24 protein-coding genes are annotated in these 22183 nt (G+C 37.0%); 5 read left to right on the plus strand and 19 right to left on the minus strand.

The window, feature by feature from the left end:
- Positions 1-34 precede the first annotated feature (34 nt).
- From PSE60_RS16745 to PSE60_RS16835, 19 genes are all read right to left on the minus strand, one after another.
- The gene (locus PSE60_RS16745; RefSeq protein ID WP_272666161.1) at positions 35-520 is read right to left on the minus strand and encodes a hypothetical protein; all 486 of its coding nucleotides are present in this window, start codon (positions 518-520) and stop codon (positions 35-37) included.
- Positions 517-756 carry a hypothetical protein gene (locus tag PSE60_RS16750; protein ID WP_272666163.1) on the minus strand — a complete coding sequence of 80 codons (240 nt, stop codon included), beginning with the start codon at positions 754-756 and terminating at the stop codon, positions 517-519. The genes PSE60_RS16745 and PSE60_RS16750 overlap by 4 nt, the downstream gene beginning before the upstream one ends.
- A gap of 38 nt (positions 757-794) precedes the next feature.
- Positions 795-1205, minus strand: coding sequence for a hypothetical protein (locus PSE60_RS16755; protein WP_272666165.1), 411 nt, complete (start codon positions 1203-1205; stop codon positions 795-797).
- Between the two features lie 3 nt (positions 1206-1208).
- On the minus strand, positions 1209-2543 hold the full coding sequence (locus PSE60_RS16760) for a type III secretion target, IpaC/SipC family protein (protein WP_272666167.1): 1335 nt from the start codon (positions 2541-2543) through the stop codon (positions 1209-1211).
- 20 nt (positions 2544-2563) lie between these two features.
- Positions 2564-4477, minus strand: a complete 1914-nt coding sequence (sctE, locus tag PSE60_RS16765) for a type III secretion system translocon subunit SctE (protein ID WP_272666169.1) — start codon at positions 4475-4477, stop codon at positions 2564-2566.
- A 10-nt stretch (positions 4478-4487) separates the two neighbouring features.
- Positions 4488-5009: a type III secretion system translocator chaperone SicA gene (gene sicA / locus PSE60_RS16770; RefSeq protein WP_272666171.1), complete on the minus strand. Its 522-nt coding sequence runs from the start codon at positions 5007-5009 to the stop codon at positions 4488-4490.
- 107 nt (positions 5010-5116) lie between these two features.
- Positions 5117-6223, minus strand: coding sequence for an EscU/YscU/HrcU family type III secretion system export apparatus switch protein (locus tag PSE60_RS16775; RefSeq protein WP_272666173.1), 1107 nt, complete (start codon positions 6221-6223; stop codon positions 5117-5119).
- A gap of 17 nt (positions 6224-6240) precedes the next feature.
- Positions 6241-7035, minus strand: a complete 795-nt coding sequence (gene sctT, locus PSE60_RS16780; RefSeq protein WP_272666175.1) for a type III secretion system export apparatus subunit SctT — start codon at positions 7033-7035, stop codon at positions 6241-6243.
- On the minus strand, positions 7032-7304 hold the full coding sequence (gene sctS / locus PSE60_RS16785) for a type III secretion system export apparatus subunit SctS (protein ID WP_210837882.1): 273 nt from the start codon (positions 7302-7304) through the stop codon (positions 7032-7034). Before sctS ends, sctT begins: the two co-directional genes overlap by 4 nt.
- A gap of 13 nt (positions 7305-7317) precedes the next feature.
- Positions 7318-7974, minus strand: a complete 657-nt coding sequence (locus tag PSE60_RS16790) for an EscR/YscR/HrcR family type III secretion system export apparatus protein (RefSeq protein WP_272666205.1) — start codon at positions 7972-7974, stop codon at positions 7318-7320.
- Between the two features lie 10 nt (positions 7975-7984).
- The gene (locus PSE60_RS16795) at positions 7985-8917 is read right to left on the minus strand and encodes a FliM/FliN family flagellar motor switch protein (protein ID WP_272666178.1); all 933 of its coding nucleotides are present in this window, start codon (positions 8915-8917) and stop codon (positions 7985-7987) included.
- A 2-nt stretch (positions 8918-8919) separates the two neighbouring features.
- Entirely contained in the window at positions 8920-10773 is a 1854-nt protein-coding gene (locus PSE60_RS16800; RefSeq protein WP_272666180.1) for a SpaN/EivJ family type III secretion system needle length determinant, read from the minus strand.
- Positions 10745-11200, minus strand: coding sequence for a hypothetical protein (locus PSE60_RS16805; protein WP_272666181.1), 456 nt, complete (start codon positions 11198-11200; stop codon positions 10745-10747). Before PSE60_RS16805 ends, PSE60_RS16800 begins: the two co-directional genes overlap by 29 nt.
- The gene (gene sctN / locus PSE60_RS16810; RefSeq protein ID WP_272666182.1) at positions 11200-12492 is read right to left on the minus strand and encodes a type III secretion system ATPase SctN; all 1293 of its coding nucleotides are present in this window, start codon (positions 12490-12492) and stop codon (positions 11200-11202) included. Before sctN ends, PSE60_RS16805 begins: the two co-directional genes overlap by 1 nt.
- 6 nt (positions 12493-12498) lie before the next feature.
- Positions 12499-12903 carry a type III secretion system protein gene (locus tag PSE60_RS16815; RefSeq protein WP_272666183.1) on the minus strand — a complete coding sequence of 135 codons (405 nt, stop codon included), beginning with the start codon at positions 12901-12903 and terminating at the stop codon, positions 12499-12501.
- Positions 12904-13000: 97 nt separating this feature from the next.
- A complete protein-coding gene (locus PSE60_RS16820) occupies positions 13001-15067 on the minus strand; it encodes an EscV/YscV/HrcV family type III secretion system export apparatus protein (protein WP_272666184.1) in 2067 nt (688 codons plus the stop codon).
- Between the two features lie 20 nt (positions 15068-15087).
- Positions 15088-16188, minus strand: coding sequence for a type III secretion system gatekeeper subunit SctW (sctW, locus tag PSE60_RS16825; protein WP_272666185.1), 1101 nt, complete (start codon positions 16186-16188; stop codon positions 15088-15090).
- Complete coding sequence (gene sctC / locus PSE60_RS16830; RefSeq protein ID WP_272666186.1) at positions 16179-17882, minus strand: type III secretion system outer membrane ring subunit SctC; 1704 nt, start codon at positions 17880-17882, stop codon at positions 16179-16181. Before sctC ends, sctW begins: the two co-directional genes overlap by 10 nt.
- Entirely contained in the window at positions 17872-18651 is a 780-nt protein-coding gene (locus PSE60_RS16835; protein ID WP_272666187.1) for a helix-turn-helix domain-containing protein, read from the minus strand. Before PSE60_RS16835 ends, sctC begins: the two co-directional genes overlap by 11 nt.
- 228 nt (positions 18652-18879) lie before the next feature.
- Here PSE60_RS16835 and PSE60_RS16840 point away from each other — a divergent pair, with 228 nt between their 5' ends.
- From PSE60_RS16840 to PSE60_RS16860, 5 genes are read left to right on the plus strand one after another with little or no spacing between them, the layout of a single operon-like run.
- Positions 18880-20088: a PrgH/EprH family type III secretion apparatus protein gene (locus PSE60_RS16840; protein WP_272666188.1), complete on the plus strand. Its 1209-nt coding sequence runs from the start codon at positions 18880-18882 to the stop codon at positions 20086-20088.
- A gap of 50 nt (positions 20089-20138) precedes the next feature.
- Positions 20139-20444, plus strand: coding sequence for an EscF/YscF/HrpA family type III secretion system needle major subunit (locus PSE60_RS16845; RefSeq protein ID WP_272666189.1), 306 nt, complete (start codon positions 20139-20141; stop codon positions 20442-20444).
- Between the two features lie 55 nt (positions 20445-20499).
- A complete protein-coding gene (gene sctI / locus PSE60_RS16850; RefSeq protein ID WP_272666191.1) occupies positions 20500-20796 on the plus strand; it encodes a type III secretion system inner rod subunit SctI in 297 nt (98 codons plus the stop codon).
- Between the two features lie 3 nt (positions 20797-20799).
- Positions 20800-21549, plus strand: a complete 750-nt coding sequence (sctJ, locus tag PSE60_RS16855) for a type III secretion system inner membrane ring lipoprotein SctJ (RefSeq protein ID WP_272666192.1) — start codon at positions 20800-20802, stop codon at positions 21547-21549.
- Complete coding sequence (locus PSE60_RS16860; protein ID WP_272666193.1) at positions 21533-22090, plus strand: hypothetical protein; 558 nt, start codon at positions 21533-21535, stop codon at positions 22088-22090. Before sctJ ends, PSE60_RS16860 begins: the two co-directional genes overlap by 17 nt.
- Positions 22091-22183: the final 93 nt, after the last annotated feature.

A 22183-nucleotide genomic window follows, 5' to 3' on the forward strand; every position in this document is an offset into this window, starting at 1 on the left:
AATATAGAGAATAGAGGAAAATTAAATTCCGCTATTACATATTGACGTAACCATTATTATATTGTTGCAAATCTTTATATAATTGAACCAGTAACTGAGTTAACGTTTCAAAATGACTATTATCTTGCCGAAAGGTTTCTAATAAACGAGATACGGAACTATTAATGGTATTTTTTTGGCTATCAACTGCTGATTGTAAGCTTTGAAACTCTTGGGATGAAATATCACTTCCCTCTTCATTCCAAGTTGCCGAAGAGTGATTCAGTGCATAAAAAATTTCTTTGACTGGTTTCAAATCAGGAAATATATAAAGCTCACCCTTCATTCTTTCAACAATGAATCCCTGTTCAGAAAGCTTTTTTTCCCAAAAAGTATACTCTTGCTCAGTACCTGTTATTCTCATTAATGGCGTAGCATTATCAAAATCAGGTTTCCATTTACCGAAATATTCACCAACAGATTTAAGGTTAAGTTTCTGCACCGCTGCCTTTATTTTTTTTGACAAATCCGATAAATTCATGAATTCAAAAAAAATTCCTCATCATTCTTTTTTAATGTCTCTATGCGTTCTCTAGACAGATCGAACTCTTTTCTCAGCTCTTTTAATTCTTTTGTACCCCCATCAACCTCATTAATTACACTCGTACCCGAATATTTTGCAACTATTTCATCCATTACCCTTAAAGTATCTTCTAATTTAATATGGATTTTACCATTTTCACCTGCCTCTATATAACGGGATAATTTACTGACCATGATATTCATATCTTGCATATATTGGGTTGATGCTTTAACTAAATCTCCATATTTTTTTGATAATTCGTATGAATATTATCAATCACTCCAGATACCCCTTTAATATGCGAGCGACCATCTTCGAGAGTCTTCACACTTTTCGTACTTCTGAGAGCTTTAATCTCCTCATAGCCATCATTCGCACGCTTATTTTCACGTATCAGCATCCTTGCCTTAAGCTGTATATTTTCAGGGGAATCATTGTGTGGTCGTTGCTGGTAAATCTCTTCCGGCGCGCTATATTGCATCTGTCGGAACACATCCAGCGCTTGCTGATGAGGCATAAGTGACTCATCAAAAGTAATATCCCTCCCCAGAAGGGGGAGGTGTGCTTGCGCTGTTGGTACCAATGTCGCCAACGGCGAAAAGTGAGAAACGTTATCTGGACGAGAAGGGGATGTAATATCCATTCTTTAGCCTCTCACCACGCTTTGTACTGTTCTTAAGATACCTTCCCGAATTTCACGCAGGTGTTCCTGTATTTGTTTCATAAGGTCTTGGCTTTTGTCGATTTGTTTGTCTTTATCTGCGTAAATTGAACGTGCCGTATCCGCCACTGATTGTTCAATCATTTTGTCCGCTTCGGCCGATTTCACATTGACTTGGTTTGACGTTGTCGCTAGCTGACCCGCATTATCTGACATTCGAGAAACTTGATCTGCCACGCCCATTTGTACGCGCGTTTTATTCATGACTTGCTCGTGCTTCTCATGCTGCGATACTCCCAAATCTCTTGTACGCCTACCTGCCTCTTCAACTCTTTGGCTTGAAAGGTTTTTTTGGCTTTGCGAAGCTTGGTTACTCAGTGTCACTGTCGAGCCATCTTTGCCCGTCAAACTCAACGTCTTCGACTTCATTGAGTCACTCCCGACTTTGCCATTTAATCCGGATAACTGACTAGCGCCACTGATATTTTGATTTCCAGCCACCAGATTATTGTTAATTGACTTCTGTTGTTGGCGTAGTCCTCTTGCTTGGAAACCACTACCTGCCGCTGTAATCGCAAGAGAGGTAACAAAGCCCATCAGAGCTCCTTTAAAGGCTTCTTTACCTTCACGAACCGTTGAATCCGCGGAAGCTTGTACCATTTTGGCATTTAATTGCAGAAAATCCGCATTGATACGGCGATCTGAAATATTGATCTCTGCCATCACTTTGCGAATAATTTTCGACAACTCCACCAATAAGTCATTACTAATAATGCCAACAAACGTGTTGTTCTTAATACTACCAATAGACTCTTGGTCTTTATTACCATTACCACCTTCAACTTGCTCAGAAGCTGAATCTTTGAGGAAGCTACCCGCAATCATGGCTTGGATAGCTTGGGATATCTGTTTCAAATCAGCTTCATCTGGTAATTGAGCATCTTCAACTAACTGTTCAATATGGCTTTTTTCTTCAGTTAACACTTTACTGATTGCCTGCTGGATACTTTCTGGTGTCAACATGCGAAATGCATGGAGATCATCCAATATGGCTAGTTTATCGGAGTTCGTTAACGACGAAATTTCGGCAAGCATTTGGTCATCTTGCATTGAAAATTGAATCATTTTTAATGATGGCTTATCCATCGCCATCTCAGACCCTAGTGCCATGGTATGCACATCATTTAATTGCACACCCTGCAGTGCAGGCATCTCTGCTGCTTTTGTATTGCTGTTAGTTGTTGAGGAAACGCTACCAAAGCTGATAGGCTTGTGAAGTAAAACTGGCTTACTTGATTCTGATTGAATATTAAAACTCATTTGATAAATTCCTATATTAACTATGCAAAGCGAGCTGTTTTCAGCATATTGGCTTTCGTTTGGCCGGATTGATTTAACGACGCAAGCATGCCACTAAACATTTCTTCGAATTGTTCGTAATTTTGCGACATAGATTTCAATAAATTTTTTAATAGCTCATCTAAGGCTTGAATGGTTTCACTGTTAAGCATCATGCCTGCAAGCATTTCTTTCATATCTCGAATTTGACCTGCTGCATGTAAATTCAGCCCCCCTGAGGTTGCCGTATTAGCTACCGTCAATACCGCTCCGGTTCCCTTCATACCCACTTCAAGACGAGCCGCTGCAACACTTTGTGTTTTAACCGTATTTACGGCTTTATCTGAAGCTTTGGTGATATCCGTAATATTGTCAGCTTGGTCTGACACTTTATCGGCCGCCTTCACAATGTCTTTCATGTCATCGGCTTTTTGCGCGACTTTCGTCGTGGTTTTTACTGCTTGCTGTAAATCATCAATGCTATCGGCTAACTTGGTAAATTTAGTGAGCGTGACCATATCATCCGCCGATTTTCCGACCTTCCCTGCACCATTCGCAATATTGCCTAAGGCATTAGTCAAACTACTTGGCAGCGATTTAATAATACTTTTCAATAAAGTCCCTGCGTTTTTAGCAAGCGTCTTTACTGCGTTACTGGCAACATTGGCGATGTTCTTAACAAAAGATGACATTGACGCTAATGAGAGAGCTAAAAATGCGATTGCTGCCACAATCATTCCAACAATACTGCCAATCTGTTTCGCTTTTTCTTCTGAGACACCAAAATTGATCAGCATATCAGTGACAGCACTAGAAATTTCGGTGGCCAACATTTGCATCAAGCTACTTTGCCCAGTTTCTTCCAGCACAATATCAGCGACTGAGATAGCAATACCAACCGCAGCGACTGCAATTGCTAATGGTGCAGCGGCACCAAAGGTAGCAACCGTAGCAATCACAGACACAGCCAGCATCACATAGCTAAAAATTTTACTCGCGCAAGAGGCCGCTTTATTGGCTTCATCAGCTTTACGCTGCGCTTCATCCGCCTCTTTAGCTTTTTTATCTGAATCTTTGCGAGAAGCTTCATTGATTGTTGCCATGACTTCTTCTTGCTCTTTCATATTACGAATCGAATCTTCGTTCATCGATTTTTTAAGCTGCGCAGTCAACATGGTTAATAGCGCTAAGGTGCTTTCCCATTTTTCGCCATCAATATCAACGTGGCGTGGCGTAGCATCTACAAATTGATTGAGTTTTTTGGCATCTTTATCTGCGTCTTGCGCATATTTACCCGCTAACTCAAGCAAGTCATCAATTTGCGTGTTCAAATTTGTAATTTTTGTTTTTTCTGTCGTAATTTGCTGCTTAATCTTCTCTTGGTTCCCACCTTGCTGAGACTGGAGGTTTGCTAAACGTACTTTACTTTCAGCACGCTCTTGTTTTAAAACGCTAACTTCGTTATTAAGCGCACTGGCTTGATTCGTATTATTTGCAAAAGAGTTTAATAAATTATTTCCTTTTTCTTTCAGTGCATCTGATTCTATATTCATCAATTTAAGACGATTAGCCAGCCCACTAATATTCCCTTCATGTAATAATTGACGTAATGTTGAAAGACTCCCAACAAGAACTGAAGTCGCATTAAACCCCTCTTCCTGTAGTGATAATTTTTCCTCTTTTGCCGCTGCTGCTTTGAACATAACGGACAGATTATTTTTGGGCGCAGGTAGCTGCGGTGCATTTTCAATACGGCTACGCTTAACCTGCTCAGCTGACGTTAATTCCTCGCACGCCATTTCCAAAGCCAGTACTGCCTTGATGCATTCATCCCCTAATCCAATGGGATTACTGCCTTGTAGAAAGGTATGAATATTATTTATTCGCTCATTACTTGAATTGGTAATTTGAACCATATAATTTTCTCTACTCTATATTAGGTTTTTTATTATCTGAACTTGTCTTCTCTAGATTTTTTTCCAGTGCGGTTAAATAAGTTTGTGACTTATTTTTTAAATCCGCATCGGTACTATTTTTTACAACACTTTCAAAACAATGAATCGCCGCACTACTTTTTTTCATCATTAAATTACATTTCCCCGCATGAAATAGTGGGCGGTAATCATTTTTCGCTAATACAAATGCTAAGGCATATAATTCGGTTGCTTTGTCATATCGTTTCGTTAATTGATAGACAGCCGCAAGCCCCATCACATAATCTGTATTATAGAAATCATAGATACTTAAAAATCGAAAAAAGGTTTCCGCCTCTTTTAATTTACCTTGTTGATAAAATTCGTATGCATAGGAATAAATACCATCCATTGTACTCTGTGGAATACCGTGAATATCTTTATAAGTGGCACCATCCATTAATGCTGAAGTAATATTATCCAGCAATTCTTCCATATCCGAACTCTGAAAGTTCTCTGTTTCAGTATTATTCATATATTTCCCTTATTGTTGATGTGTAATACATGATGCATACTTTATGTTTGCATCATAATTAACCGATTTGATTGTTTCTTTAAAAAAACGATTAAAATAATAAATAATTAGTTAATATTTTTACCGCCTTGTGAATGTGACTCATTCTCCGCAATTTTTTCTAATGCTTTATCAATATCGATGCCCATTTTTACTAATTCGATACGGACGACCCATGATATTATTTGCATAACATCCTCTAATCCTTTTTCATCGATAAAACTATCCGTTTTATATGATCGCCATATTTGTCTTGCTAGAACGATATCTCTAATAACAGGAACACCTTGTTCCTCAGCATATTTAACAATTGCTTTTGCTTGTGAACCTTTACTTTTAGAGAACAGAAAAGGTAATGGCGCAATATTCGAATCATAATAAATAAGTAATGCAATATGTGTTGGGTTTGCCATTACGAATGTTGAATTACGAACATTATTTTTAACCTCTTCGGATAGTAATTCCTGATGCATTCCTCGACGTGCACTTTTGATATGAGGGTCCCCCTCATTATCTTTGTATTCCTTTTTGACCTCTTGTTTTTCCATTTTTAAGTTTTTAATATACAAAAAGAATTCAGCTATTGCGTCAACTAATATAATTATAAGAGCGACCGCAAGAAAAACGACAATAAATGTTATACACAGGCTAACCCATTGACTAATCATTCCGTTTATCATCGTTCTGTAGAGCATAAAAATATCTTTTCGCCAAATAATAAAAAAGACCAATGTTGAAACAATAAAGACAATTAAATACAAAATGGCCTTAATCAATTCTTTTAACGAATTCATTGAGAATATTTTTTTAAACCCTGCTATTGGGTTTAATTTAGTGAAATCCAGCTTTATTGCTTCGCTGGCTAACCTAAAACGACTCTGTAATAAAGAGATAATCGCACCCGATAAAAAGCAAGCAAATAGCACTGGTAAAACAACACTTAAAAAGACAGTAAAAAATTGCCAAAGTAATGCATCAATTTTTATATCCGTTGGATGTAAAAATATTTTACGCATTAACCCACCAAGCTCATATAAACTAGAAAGCCCTTCAATCACAAATGCACTTACTACTAGAACAATTGCTGCAACACTATCTTTGCTTTTAAAACTTTGCCCTTTTTTCGCTGAGTCCTTAATTTTTTTATCGGTAGGCTTTTCTGTTTTTTCAGCCATATTTATACTCGTAGAAATTAAGAGGAAATAAAGATATCTCGTAGCGGTGAAATTGAAATCATATTCACTAATATATCTGGAACTTCATTATGAAAATAAAGTAAAAATACACAAAAAGCGATGATTGATTTTATTGCCAAAGATAACGAAAATGCATTTAATTGCGGGCAAAAACGGGAATATAACCCTAGAGCGACCTCTGTAATAAATAATGTCACTAATATTGGTGCCGTCAAAATAATGCCGTTAACGACCATTTTATTTAACCACTCCCCTAAAGGAAGGCTATTAAATGACGTAAACCCATGAGCAAATGGTAATAACTGATAACTTTGTGCAAATATATTAGCAAGCTGATACATCCCACCTTGGGCTAAAAAAACCATACAAGTAATATGATTTAATAAAACGGCCAATTCTGATGCTTCTGAGCCACTCGCTGGGTCAACAATACTACTAATCGTTTCACCACGCTGTGTATCAATTAACTCGCCAATAACATTGGCTATCATAAAAGGTAAAGCTAATATCAATGCTAATACGAGCCCAATCGAAATTTCATAGATGAACACATCAACGAGGTTAATTTCATCCCATTGTATTTCAGGGGAAGAAAAAAAAGGCCATAAACCCAATGCAATATACGTCACCACACAGTTTTTAATAATTCCGCCATTGAGCAGTTTATTACTTAAAAAAGGAAGTAAAAACATGACTGGCGCAATTCTCAGCCAAGCTAACGCTATTTTTATCAACCCCTCTTGAAAAACAAAATAGAGTGAGGACATCAGCGATAGCATTTCCTGATTCATCCGAACAACCCAATTGCAGGGATGGCTGCGGTTAAAGTCTCTAATGCAAAATTGATGACCTTATCGGATAACCAACCAGAGATCATAAAAAGTGAGCCAAAAACAGATAACAGCTTTATTCCAAAAGGGAGTGTTTGTTCCTGGAGCTGAGTAACTGTTTGCAATAACCCCACTAATAGTCCTACAGAGGTCGCGACAATAACCGGTATTGCCGATAATATTACGATCAATAACATCGTTTTATTACTTAAATAAACTATCTGATCCATCGTGTTTTCCGCTTTAATGCTGCGCTAATTCAATGTACTGCATCACCAGCCCTTTAGAGATTAGCGCCCAACCATCAATAGCAACAAATAGGATTAATTTAACTGGAATCGAAATTGTTACTGGGCTCATCATCATCATCCCAAGTGCCAATAAAATGCTGGAAATAACCAAATCGACGACCACAAAAGGCAAGTAAATATAAAAACCAATTTCAAAAGCCGATTTAATTTCGCTTAATGCATAAGCTGGTAATAAAGAAAATAATGTTGCTTCAGCTTCATCAGCACTGACTTCTGCTTCACTTCGACCCTGTTGTATTGATTCAAAAAAAGTGACTAACTCAGGGTCTGAATATTTTTTTAAGTAAGACTTATAGCCACCTAACCCGTTATCAACAAAGTGTTCAATTGACTCTGCATTACTAAAATCAACACTTTCTTGACGCATATGATTATTCACATCCTGTAATACTGGCATCATAACGAAAATAGAAAGTAGCAACGCTATACCATTTAATACCATGGTAGAAGGAACTTGTTGAACCCCCATCGCATTACGTACCATAATTAATACAATCGAGATTTTTAAATAACAAGTGCCCGCAGCAATAATAAATGGCAATAATGTTGAAAAGGCGATAATGACTAATAATGGAATTCCTTCTGGTATTGTTGGCATATTAAACTCTTTTATCACCTAAACTCACAATATGTGTGATTTCTAACCCTAGCTCATCACTATTGCCAATATAAATAAGTTCCCCTTCTGCTATAAGTTGTTTGTTGGCATAAACTTTAACTTCACGTTCTTTATTTTCACCAATAGAATAAATATAACCAGGCTCCATCTTTGAAAGCTCATCAACAGTAATATCGGTATGGCCTAAAACAAAGGTTAATTTAATATTCATATCTTTTACATTAAAGGGACGTACCGCTTCTTGCACTTCATTTTCTTCAGGAAGTACACATTCACTTTCATCTTCTGGCGCCACTAATTCTTCAATCATAAATAGTCCTTCTTCTTGCTTTTGATATCGTGCTAATGTCTGTCCTGTAACAGACATATTTAACTGTAATTGTTGGATACTCAGCACATCTCGTAATTCTATGGTTTGCAAAAGTTTGGCGCTAATATAGCTATATCCCAATATCCAATCAGCTTGCAATTTTAAATGGCCAACTATCTGACTCGTTTGTTGTTTTTTTTCTAAGCCTTCAATTGGCTCTGCTAATAATACTTCCCCAAGGTTAGTCTCCTTAACGATTAACCAAGGCTGGTAGTTAATACGCATATCATCAACTATCTCGACAGATTCACAACGGAAATCCTGGGAGAAAAATGTAATTCCGATATATTCAGAGGCAAATAATTCGCATAACTGATTGGTTGATAATAAATTCCATGCATAATGAACGAGTTTAGGCCAACGATAATGACACCAACTTTCAACTGCAACTAATGCGTTTATTTTCTGTGTTTCACTCACTAGTGATAATTGGAAATAACGAATACTGCGGCTAGATTGCTTTATTTGTGTATTAATTGAGTAACACTGCTGCCAAATTTTAAGTTGCTTTTCTTGAGAACTGATCCGTCGAATCTTCAACATAATTAATCTTCTTCTTGCTGTTGGTCATGCTGCTGTCGGTTTCGCTGCTGCTGGCGTTCATCTTCACGTCGGATCTGCACGCTGCTTTCATGGTTCAATAAATGTTTATTTTCATTCAATGCCAACTGGACGTCTCGGCTCGCTGTCGAAGCAATGAACTCCCCTTTAGATGCCAATTCAAATGTCACTGATGGGCTACTTTGCCACTGATTAAAGGTATAAATGAGACTGCGCCCCGTTGATTTTGGCTGTTTGCCTTCACTTAAAAATGGATTATTTTCCATGAGTTCCGGCATTTTATGAACTTCTTGCTTCTGTTGTGCAGCCTGTAGTGGTGCAGATGGCCGCATCGCTTCATTTAATGTTGTCGCTATGATATTGCTAGAAGAATCTATTTCTTCTACAGATAAAATTTGTGAAGATGTCGCCGGCGCTTGCGCTTCATTAGCAAAATAATGTGTAGGATTTTCAGATAATGAAATCTGTTTATTATTATCTAACGCGTTGGTTCCCTGTGATACAGCGGGCAGCATAAAGGGTTCATTTTCTGCAAAAACGAGCTCAAGCTGAGTGTCAACATGATGAGCGTTATTATCTTTAATACCTTGCTTAATACCCTGTTGATCATCCACCTGATGGGATACTAACTGCTGCCCCAGAAGGGAAGAATTATTTTTTAATGCCCCATCTTTCAATCGGTTATTTGTTCGTGAGGACATATTTAATGAAGTGGTATCAGATGAACTAATTGGTCGATGATGAATTGGCTTTAATAGCTCTTGACCAATTTCCTGTGGATTTACGGGTTTAATTACGGTTTTTGCTGCATGTTCCATATGTGGTTGTTCAGTTTTTATCTGTGGTTTTAACTGTTTTAATGTCGGCCTTAAAGTATTCTTAGACGCTAACTCCGCCAACGAACTTTCTACATTGAGCTGAGTCGTCCCACTTAATTGAAATTTATTTTTTTCGTATTGAACTGAATTATCGCTAACTTTTCCCTTTGCTCGCGGCGGGATATTCTGTAATGGAAAACCAACCATCATCGTGTTAAACAACGGAGTTTCATCTTCATCAGCAATATTTTGTTCAACTGAAATAATCGACGTCGCTGGCAGATTATTGTCAACGGTAGGTGTGCTAGTAATGTGATTAATATCATTATCTACCGCGAGATTATGAGGAATTTTAATCTGGTCCTCAATCCATAGTTCTCCCTGTAAGCTAATATTTTTATTATTACCTACGACTAATTCATCCATTTTTTCGGCTTGGCGTGTAGTCGTCAAATGAGCCACTGAATCAATGTTAAAATTTATATTCGCCACTAAATTATGGGGAATCTCAACCTGAGAGGTAATAAGAGAGCTATCCTGTAAGCTAATATTTTCATTATTATCTACAATTAATTCACCTACATTTTGGGATTTCCCCGAAGCCATCAAATGAGACAATGAGTTAATATCTAAGCTATTATCTTCCGTTAATACATCATGAAGTATTAACGGCTCAGCTTCTGTAATATTTAATTCTTTATTTTGGCCTGCCGTTAGGATGCCTTCACCAATATATACGTTTTCTTTCCAAGTAATAAGTCCCTTAGCTAAGTCGCTCAATTGCGATACTTGCTGCATAGAAGAAAGGGCTACCGGTAGCAAAATAGATATATCCTTTTGCTGATTTTGATCTTTATGACTGAACAACTTCACCATATTTTTGTCACTCACTGCTTTCGCCATTTTTTTTGTTATATTTTGATGACTAAATTCAGTGGAACTATATATTGATGGTATTGCTTCTCCCTCGATAACTACATGAGGTACTTTGTCATTTGAGCTCGCTTTTATTACTGACATGTACGAATAACTCCTCAATTTCATTTTGTTGCTGAAGTTCTGATTTTAACCTTCTTGCTATACGTTGCTGCTTGAGATAATTTCGGAATTTCTCGCACTTATTACGTAAAATGAATGCACGTTTAGCAATTTCAGACTGCAGTATTTTATTTTTTGATATTTCAACTGTTATGGTTTCTATTTGAAATTCAAATTGGGCAATTTCGGCTAGAACCGCAGCCTTCAATCGCTGTCTTTCCCAAAAAGCAGTTCGGCTTAATTCTTCTGATTTTTCATAAGATGCAGTCTGTGTCGCCAGAACTAAAATACGCTGGCGAATATCCATACATTGTTGTTGCTGTTGCTTTATTATTGAATTTAATTGCGATTGTTCTTGTAATGTCCGGTCAAAACGTCGCTCAGTTAAAACCAATAAATTAGAAATCATTAAGATGCCAATTCATTGAGAATATTTAACATGTTGTCGAAATTCATCGGCTCATCCATGGCTTGTTTTAAGAAACCTTCAATTTGCTCTTTTTTATCTAAAGCTCGATCATTTTCATGACTTTCACCACGTTGATATTCACCTAGTTCAAGGTAAAGCTGAATCTGTTCAAGCCTTGAGATCATATCGCGCAAATCAATTGCACACCGGCGATGCTCTGGCGTTGTTACTTTTTGGAATACACGGCTAATACTGTGTAAGATATCAATCGCAGGATAATGCCCACGCCCTGCTAATTTGTGGCTCAAATAAATATGGCCATCCAGAATTGAGCGAATTTCATCACCAATCGGGTCCGCTTCCTCTTCGCTTTCTAATAATACCGTGTAAAAAGCCGTAATCGAGCCATGTTTTAGTTGTCCTGGACGCTCCAACAACATAGGAAGCTGTTCAAAAACAGAGGCAGGGTAGCCACGCCTTGCCGGTAGCTCTCCAGTTGCCAAAGCCACGTCTCGCAAAGCTCGCGCATATCGAGTCATTGAATCAACATACAACAGCACATTACGCCCACAGTCACGAAAATATTCAGCAATCGTAGTGGCAAGTAACGCTGCGTTACATCGCTCAATTGGTGGGCTATCTGAAGTCGCATAAATTAAAATAGTCTGTGCTGCATGAGGTGACTCTTTTAATTCTTCAATAAATTCAATAACCTCTCGACCTCGCTCACCAATTAAAGCAACGACATGAATATCCGCATGAGCATGGTTGATAATCATGTTCATTAATGAGGTTTTACCGCTACCTGCGGCAGCGAAAATACCAATACGCTGACCTAAGCCACATGTCAGTAAACTATCAATGGCACGTACCCCTGTTACCATCGGCTCAGCAACAGGCCGTCTTTGCGTAACACTCACCGGAGGGCTATCAATACGCAATAATTTCGTATTGAGCAACATTGGCTCAGCAAGGTCTTCGCACAACGCACCAACTTGTTCTCCTGCAGCATTAAAAATTTTACCCGCCAAATGTTCACCCACTTCAAAAACAAACGGGTAACCGCTCGGTCGAATAACCACTTCTCGCGTTAAACCTTGTGCGCGGCCTATTAAACTCAGTACCGTGAGCCCCTCTTTAAAACCAACAACCTGCGCTTTCGCAATAATATCGGGCTGCGTAAGAGAACGTTCGATAAAACAAATTTCACCAATAAAAACACCGTGTAAAGGCGCTTCAATTAGGCATCCATGAATGCGCGCAGGATGCGCGCAGAGATCAAATAACTTCATAATCGATTAAGAAATTAGGCTGTTAAGTTCATTTGCACGCTCAAAGAATTCTTCCAAACTATCTGAAAACAATTTAATATTATTTAAAGCTGATACTTTTAAAACAGCAGAAAGAACATAAGCATCATCCACAATATTCAATGCCGGTTGGCCTGGATAAAAATTATTTGGCGGATATTCTAATAATGATTTTAATACGGAGGCACTAACCGCATCTAAATGGCTATAGTTACAATTATCTAAACTACACCAAATGATAATATCGTCTGTAGATAGGTCAATATTAATTTCAGCAAAACCATGCATTTCAAACTGAATATTAGAATGACAATCTAACTGTGAGTTAACCAGATCGCTGCGTCCCATGGTGTTTAAATACTCATTAAGCATTTCTACAAATCTATACTTCATTAGGTAATCCTTATATTTTGAATATATTTTAATTATTCAACATATTTAATTATATTGAATTCAGTTGCTTTATTTGTTAATAAAGCCGATTTTTTGATTATATGGTTTTAACCACATTGACCTTGACCATTTCAGAAACTTCATTAAAAGAAAGTACTTCTAACTCAGGGAAACGGCCTTCTAAGATTTTTTTGACAAAACGACGGATATCAACAGGCACTAAAATGTTCACATCCCTAACTGATAAAAAACTATTTTCTAAAGCAAGTTCTGCTGCCTGTATCAACTCATTGGTTTTTTCGGGTTCAAGATGCAAATACACTCCACCAGAAGCCTGCCTAATCCCTTGACGTATCGTATCTTCTAACTCTGAGTTAATCATGAGGACATTCAAGCGCCCATCGACAGAAAAACGAGATGAAATATAGCGAGCCATTGAACTTCTTACGTGCTCGACTAACATTAAACTGTCTTTTTCTTTTGGTACCCACTGCACTAAAGTTTCAATAATCAATTTCATATTACGAACTGATATTTTTTCCATTAATAAGCGTTGAAAAACTTCGGTGACTTTTTGTACCGTGGCATGGCGATAACATTCTTTTAGTAATTCTGGGTACTTTCTTTCAAGGTCATCAAGTAAATTTTTCGTTTCTTGAATACCAAAAAATTCATTAATAAATCTCAGCAACAAAGTACTGACACAATCAATGGCTTCTGTCACATCGTCTCGAGCCATTAAACCCAGCTGTTCAATGTTAGGTAAATCCTTTTGTTCAAACCACGTGCTCACTGAACCATATTCATCCGTAAATTTAGTCAATGACATACCAAGGTATTCAGGTTCATCATTGATAGTCAGTAAACGATACCCATGGAAATAGATATCATATTCTCCAGCCTTAATCTCATTAATTAATACCACTATTTTATTGTCAGGAACAATCGGTGAATAATTTATCGCAACATCTGGAACTCTATATCCATAACGAATAAAAATATCTTTTTTCATTCTGGATAAAAATTTATTATCCTCTAAATGTTTTTTATATTTTTGATTAACAGAAATAATAATCGGTAATGTTTCTGGAATATATTCATCTTCAATAGCACTATTTTCTCTTTGAGTTTCACCTTCTGTCACATCTGGATTAATGATTTCAGCTTCACCCTTAACTGGTTTTTGCTTATTTTTTTGCTTTTTAAAATACCTGAAAGCAAATAACCCAATAAGAAGCCCTGATAGTAGTAAAAATATAATGGTTGGAAAACCAGGCAAAAAACCCATAGAAAGCACAATAAATGCTGTAATTAAAATCGTGAAGTCATTCGCAAATAACTCTGAAACAATATTTTCACCTAGGTTCTTATCGTTACCGCCTACTCGAGTCACAATAAAACCAGCACTGATAGAAATGAGTAATGCAGGAATTTGAGCGACTAAACCATCACCAATAGTTAATAGGGAAAACGTATTTAGTGCAGTTGAAACATCCATGCCTTGCTGAGCTGTACCAACAGATATGCCACCAATTAAGTTAACAAAAATGATGATAATACCCGCAATCGCATCCCCTTTAATGAATTTCATCGCACCATCGAAAGAACCAAATAACTGGCTCTCTTTTTCAAGATCGCCTCGCTTCTCTTTAACTGTCGCCTCATCAATCACACCAGCGCGTAAATCCGCATCAATACTCATTTGTTTACCAGGCATCGCATCAAGGGAAAAACGAGCTGCGACTTCAGCAATACGTTCAGAACCTTTCGTAATAACAATGAACTGTACAATGGTGACAATCGCAAATACCACCATACCAACGACTAAGTTATCCTGAATAACAAATTCACCGAACGTGGCGATAATATCCCCTGCATCTGCTTCTAATAGAATTAAACGACTGGTACTAATTGATAGAGCCAATCTAAACAATGTACTAATTAATAAAATAGAGGGAAATGATTGAAAATTTAATACCCGAGTTATATAAAAAGAGCTCATAAAAATAAGCACGGATATCATAATATTTAAGCCAATTAATAAATCGACTAATATAGTTGGCAATGGAATGATCAACATCGCAATAACCATTACCATGATAACTAATACCATCAATTCTGGACGATTACGGATTTGTAATAAAAATCCGGTTATACTTTTCATGGGATAATTTTCCTATCACACTATGGCTGTCGGTGTAGTATTTGCTCTTGCACCATAATTTGGTCCATGAGTTCTTTTAATTGTTCAATAAGTTCGTCTCGTGCTTCCATTGACTGAAAGACATTGATCGGAATAACTGCGAAAGCTAGTAATAACAGTTGTAAAAACCTGCCACACATATCCGAAGTCATCACTTTCAGTTTTTCAGAAATAAAAGCCATAATCGCTATTTCAAAACCAACTTGGCTACGAATACCATGGGTAAATAATTGACTAAGCTCTTTTTCAATTTTTGATTTGTTTGATTTTTCATTGAGCCGAAAAAAACCAGATTGAAAGAATTGCTGGCAGAATACATAATCTAAAGATTGCAGTTCTCGTAACCGACCAACACGATTAAAAAAACTTCCAAACTCACTAATATTTAAGTCGCCTAATGGTAACGCTTGCAAATCACAAGCTAGTGCTCGTCCAAGATAACGCATCATATTCTCACGCTCTTGAATTTCCATTTCTTCGACCCATTGTTCATATAAGTAAATAACAGGCCCGTCATAGCTGATAAATTCACGGTACAGCGAGCGCAAATTCCCAGCACTGGAATGTAATTTTTCAGCGAAAGCTTTTGCGATTAATGCAACATTAACCCCTGCTTGTGCATGACGCTTGGTATCTTCCGCTTGTAATAATTGTTCTAAAGCTTCAAGACTTTCAATTTGTTCTTTTTTTAATTTTTTACGATTAATTAATGCAGCAAGTACCATTAGTAAATCACTGGGATCAGTAAAAAACTGCAATAAAAATGCCCGTAATTGTTTTGGTGTCATCAGTTGCTTATTAAGCAAGCCTTCGATATGCAATACTTTGTCATCTGCATCTTTATCCAAAATGCGTTCGGCAAACTGCATCCATTCTTCTTCACTGCCCTTTTTAGAACTTCCTCGGCGTACATGGCTTGCCGCTAACATCGACATCGATGCATATTCACTAGAGCTATCAATGACACCAGCACCACGTGCTACTTCATCGGAATCATCACTACTGCTACTCACAGGTGCACGACTTTTGTTTTGAGTATTAACTGAAAAACGGTTATTAAAACTCAGTGGTGTTATTGCCATGACTCACTCATGTATTGTTGAAGAAATTGGACCGTACCGTGCAACTGGCTATCATGGGTGGTGATCCGCGTCTTTTCAGAAAATTGTCGCCCATCCCATCCTTCATTTTCATCCAATAAACGCGGCTGGATTAAAAATAACCGAACCATCTTCTGTTGATTAGTCGATGAATGACTAAATAACCCTCCCACATAAGGAAGATCGCCTAAAAAAGGAATTTTGCTTTCATTTTCAACATACTGCTCACGTGTATAGCCACCGATAAGCAAACTACTGTCTTTTGCAATACGCGCAACTGTGTTAATACTGGTTCTGTTAACGGCAGGTAACCCTTCTACGCTGGATGTTTTACCCATGCTATCGCGATTTTCTGCACCATCTTCAATATTGACTTCCATTTCAACGTTATTACCGGTAGAAATACGCGGCATTACACTCACCATGGTTCCATAAGTCACCTGCTCAAGAGTTGCAATACGTTCGCCTTGTAACTTCGCATAAAAACTCGTGTTATTATCAAATAACGCAGGAATATTTTCTTGAGTTAACAGGACAGGGCGAGAAACAATATGTCCATTACCACTTTTATTTAACGCATCAATTTGCAGTAAAAATTGCTGGCTATTTGACAATGTGCTGCGATTAAACGAAACCGAACCCGTTCCAGTACTAAAAGTACCGACTTCCCAATTAACCCCTAAATTATCTAATTCAGAACGTGTAATATCGATTATCCAAAGTGATAATTCCACTTGGCGACGGCGCATATCTAAGGTATCAACTAACTGCCGAACATAACGAATTTGCTCTTGGCTACCTTTAACGATCAAGCTATTGCTATCAGGGTGTGCTACCAAAGAAAAAGCGCTGTTAGACGGTTTTTTTGTTACCATCATCGGCTTATTCCCTGAAGATGGTGAATCACTAATTGGTGCATCCATTAATTCGTCTATCGAATCTCCTGTTGGATTAATTGGTGTTGGTGGTGGTTGAATATGTAATATTTCATCTGGTGAAGCTCCCTGTTTAAACAAAGAATTAATGACTGTTAATAAACCAGGGATCGTAATGTTTTGGCCACGTAATGAATAACTTCTATCCGTTACTGATGCGTGTTTTAATGGAATAATAGCCACTTCGCCACTAGATAGCTCCTCTTTCCTAATCTGTTCTGCAAGATATAAAGATGCGGCTTTAATTAGTTCAATATACAGTGGCGGACCCGAAACAAATAATAACCGTTCACCTTCTTGTGAACGTACAGGAAACCGCGAATCATAAATTCCATTTCGTTGAATATAATTAAGCAGCTGGTTACTACTGACATTATTTGTTGGAATAATTGCGCTACGCATTTCACTATTATCGTAAATATAAATACTCGCACCATCGTCATACCACACTAATGCAATTCGCCGAGTTAATGCTTTAAACATTTCATCTGCATTAGCCAAATTAAAATTACCAGTTACTTTTTTTTGAGCGGCTAATTTGCTCAGAATAATCGGTTTATTTAAACGCTCTGCGACCGCATCAAAAACCTTACCCACCGCAATATTATTTGCGACAAAGGTATCGTGGTTTTTTGACTGTGTAACTGGTTCTGCCACAATAATTTCTGCTTGGGCCGAATAGAAATTCATACTCAGTAAAAACAGTGTTAAACCTAACACTCGATTTTTTTTACTGCTCATATAATGTTGCTCCAATATGCCTAATTTCTGATGGTGTTAGGCCTAACTCTTTTTTAATATCATTAGTAAAATGAGATGCTGAACAATAACCCGCTTCAAGCCCTACATCTAATATTGAATCATCACTTTCAATTAGCTGTAGAATTGCATTGGCCATCCGCACACTCATAATTTTCCGCTTTGCCGTTTTATTAAAATTTTCTCGATAAAGCTGTCTAAAATAAGAAGCTGATATACCATAACGTGCACATAACTGATTAATATTGACGTTTTTATTCTCTTGAGCTGAAGAGAGAATAAATCGCATCATTCCATAGGCTTCGTACCGCCTGAGTATTTCGCACCAGCTATCAAATACAGGATGATTTCTAATAATTAAATCAATCACTACATTTTTGATTGATACCATTAATGAAAAGTCTTCAATTAATTCGATATATTCATTATTGTTATTTTCATCGGCTTCCAGCTTTTTCTTTTGCGCAAGGAATGCTTGCCCCATTGCGGTATCAATAACTGCTAAAATTTCGACTAATTCTGATAAATCCATTGAGTATAACTTCCAATTTGACTTATCTAGCGCATTCCATTCATTTTCTTGGCAAATAAATATAGCCTGACGTTCTATCAAAATATTTAAATTTGAATATATAGATTTATAAATAAAAGGCGTTGTGACTCTTTTCGGTATAGCCAAGACCAATTTGTCTTGTAATGAAAAATCACAGCCTCTACTTTCTAATAATGTTGCAATATCTTTATTTGACATTATATATAGGCCTTATCCACGTAATGTTGTGTACACAGAGTGAGCGATAAGAAAAAAAGCCTCAAGGGAATACTCAGGAATCATTCATACTTTCTATTACAAGCTAAAGGTGTGAATGAATAAGATCAATTCAACTGACAATAAAAACATTTATTGATTTACTTGCCACCAATAACGAGAACCAGCCAATCCATAATAAAATGAATTTAATTCCATGAGATTATCTTTATGAGTGATACAAATAGCCGCACATGTATAGTAAAAATTGCTAGCGGCCCAATGAGCGGCCAAGAATTAATGGTTAATACAGATAGCAATCTGATTATCATTGATAACGGCTTAGATTATAAAACTGACATCAATGATGATGGTTTCACAACCTACTCCATTCCAAGCGATGGCACTGCCTGCGAATTTTCAATTATTACTGCAAGTCAACACTCTGAAAGTGGTCTAGCCATTCAACTAAATGATAATGGATTAAGTACCGAGATCCCTATTGTTTTTCAGCAGCTGCTTTTAGCGGATATTTTTCCTATTGTGATCAAAATGCAGGATACTGAGTGGCAACGCCCTCAAATACCTGAAACCTTACAGATTTCAGAGGCTGAAAATTCATTATCTATCGTTAAAGCTAAAGTAAAAAAACCAGCTAAACAAAAATCAAGCCTTTTTAATAAACAAACTATGTTGGTCTTTTTCTTGACTTTATTTTCAATATTTATTGTTTACACTATATTCCAATATATTCCAGCACAAAGCACCGAGAAAAAAGTAAAAGCATTAGAGCAAATACTTCAAGGTAGTCAATATTCCGTTATCGTAACCCAAGGTACTAGTAATGAAAGCCTTATCCTAGTAAAAACACAGCGTGACTCTGATTGGAGTATGCAGCGCCTAGTTAAAGCTAAATACAATGAAAAATTCTCAATTAAAATAGTAAATAAGCTTGAACAAGAAATTGAAAATAAACTTATTGAAATAGTACCAGACACATTAAAGGTAGAGCTTACCAATCCATGCAAACCAATAATCGTGACTATAGATAACAACAATTTAATTAATGAAGAAAAAAATATTGATAAGTTACTTTCTAGCTATTTTAGTTGCTATATAAAAAGTGAAATAAAAAAGATCAGCTTTGGTGAATTATTACAAAAAGCAGAGTTGGGATTAACAGAAAGTAATGTTAAATGGCGTAAAATAACTAAAGATAAGAAAGTTATCTTTATCATAAAAGACAGTTTAAATGACAATCAAACTGCTTCTTTAATTAACTTCACAAATTCATTTTATAAGCAATGGGGAGATAATCATATTCAATTCTCAATCTCCCTTGCCAATAATGAGCTTGTAGGTAAATCATTTGTCACCAATGCTAACGGCTATATTTTATTAGGCAATAACCATTGGTTTTTTAATTCAATCAATTTTTAATTAACAACCCGTTAATTAATATAGTTTTTCAAATAAAGAGGAAACAAAATATGGCAGTAATTCCAGGTTTAGATGCCGATGGAAAATGGATTGCATCCGCTCTAGAAAATTTAGGTACTAGCAAAAATAATATGGGTATGATCTATCGTACTTCGGCCAGTATTAGCGATAAAGCGAAACAATTTGGCGATGAGTTAAATACAATTCTTGCCGATGCCAGTTTAGAAGTCGATAACCCACTGGTATTGGCGAAAATCACCGCTATGAGTGGTAATTATAATATGGCGCGTCAATTACAAAGTAACTTTATGAAATCCATTAAAGATACTGACCAAGCTCTTATTCGTAACGTTTAATATTCAATAGAGCATCATTCACGATGATGCTCTACCTTCACTTAGGAAATACATTATGTCGCCTATTACTTCAAATTTATCGATGATAAATTCCACAGAGATAGCCTCAGAGATACCGTCATCAATCCCCATTGCCGATAAAGTTAAAGAGCTTTTTGCAGAATACAGCGCATCAACGAGCCAAGAAAGAACTGCATTAATGAATAGTGTCAATAGCATTGACCCAAGTAACCCAGTTCAATTACTACAATTTCAAAATCGTGTCGGTAAATACAGCCTTGCTATGAATATGATTAGCACACTAACACATAAAAGTGTTTCTGCGATTGATACCGTTTTAAAAGCTCAATAAACCATGAATATTTTAAAAAAATTTATCTTAATTAGTTTTGTTGGTTTATTAATGGGGTGTGATAACCAATTATTACTCAGTCATTTAAGCCAAAGACAAAGTAACGAGGTATTAGCCATACTCCAAGAGCATGGTGTTGAGGCTACGCGTAAACAAGATAATAAAAACGGAGATTCCATTCGTGTTCAACCAAGTGACTTTGTTATTGCGGTAGATTTACTACGCCAATATAACCTGCCCTCAAAAGAACCCGTGGAAATTATCCAAGCATTTCCTGGTGACTCTTTAGTGGCCTCACCACAGGCAGAACGTACCCGCTTGCTTTCTTTAATTGAACAGCGCCTTGAGCAATCGCTACTTACCATCCCTGATATTATTAACGCACGTGTGCATGTTAGTTATCCATTAAATGGCAATAATCCGACTAAGCAAATGCAAAATGTTTCCAGCTTGGTGACCTATTCTGGGAGTGAAGACCCCCAAATGATGATGCATAAGATTAAACTGTTTCTAACGAACAGTTTTGCTGAAGCAAATTACGATAATGTCTCAGTCGTGGTCGTCAATCGCCCGCCGTTGCAATATCAAGTTAAGCCTGAGCCTGAACATACATTTAACCCAGTCATAATCAGCTCAATTATTGCTGCGATGGTCATTCTTTTGGCTATTTTATTATTGCTGTGGCGACAGCTAAGTAACACTAAATCAGTTACTAATTTGGCGGAGAAACCTGTTGATGGCTACGCTGAATAATCTACTTATTGCACAAGAAAATATTTTTCTCGCTCCAGGCAGCTATTTCCATAGTGATTTTAATGGGGTTGGATATAACGACTTTCCTCCTATACTGCAACGTAAACATAACCAGCAATTGATTCAGCAATACTCATTGCCTTTACCTAACGAGAAAACGCCCTTGTTACCCAAAATATTATCTGAACATTGGGCTTTATTACCGGAGGTAGCGTTAGGTTTAGGGGTTTTGTTACACGCTGAACCGCTTCCTTGGTGGGTTGAACTTTCCAAATATCGTGTCTTACATACACGCTTGAGCCGCCCACTTTGGCAATCAGAAAATCAACCTACAACTTCACCACAGGTATTAACTGCCCTTGGGGCACAACAATTATTGATGTGTTTAGCCCCCTTTGGCACCGCTTATACCCTTCGAGCTAAATATATGTTTAGCCTTGAAACTCAGCAACTTATACCCTCATCAGTAAAAACGATGCTACCTTGGAATACTATTGAAGAGACATGCCGTTATGTCAGAGAAAACACTCCTGAATGTTAAACAGACAATGTCTGAGAAAGTTTTGATCAAATATCACGCATTAAGCGCGGATAGATACCACAAAAACGTCACTCAACAAGCTCAAAAAAAGCG

Origin of the sequence: Providencia sp. PROV174, assembly GCF_028480685.1 — a bacterium.
GTDB classification, from domain to species: domain Bacteria; phylum Pseudomonadota; class Gammaproteobacteria; order Enterobacterales; family Enterobacteriaceae; genus Providencia; species Providencia rettgeri.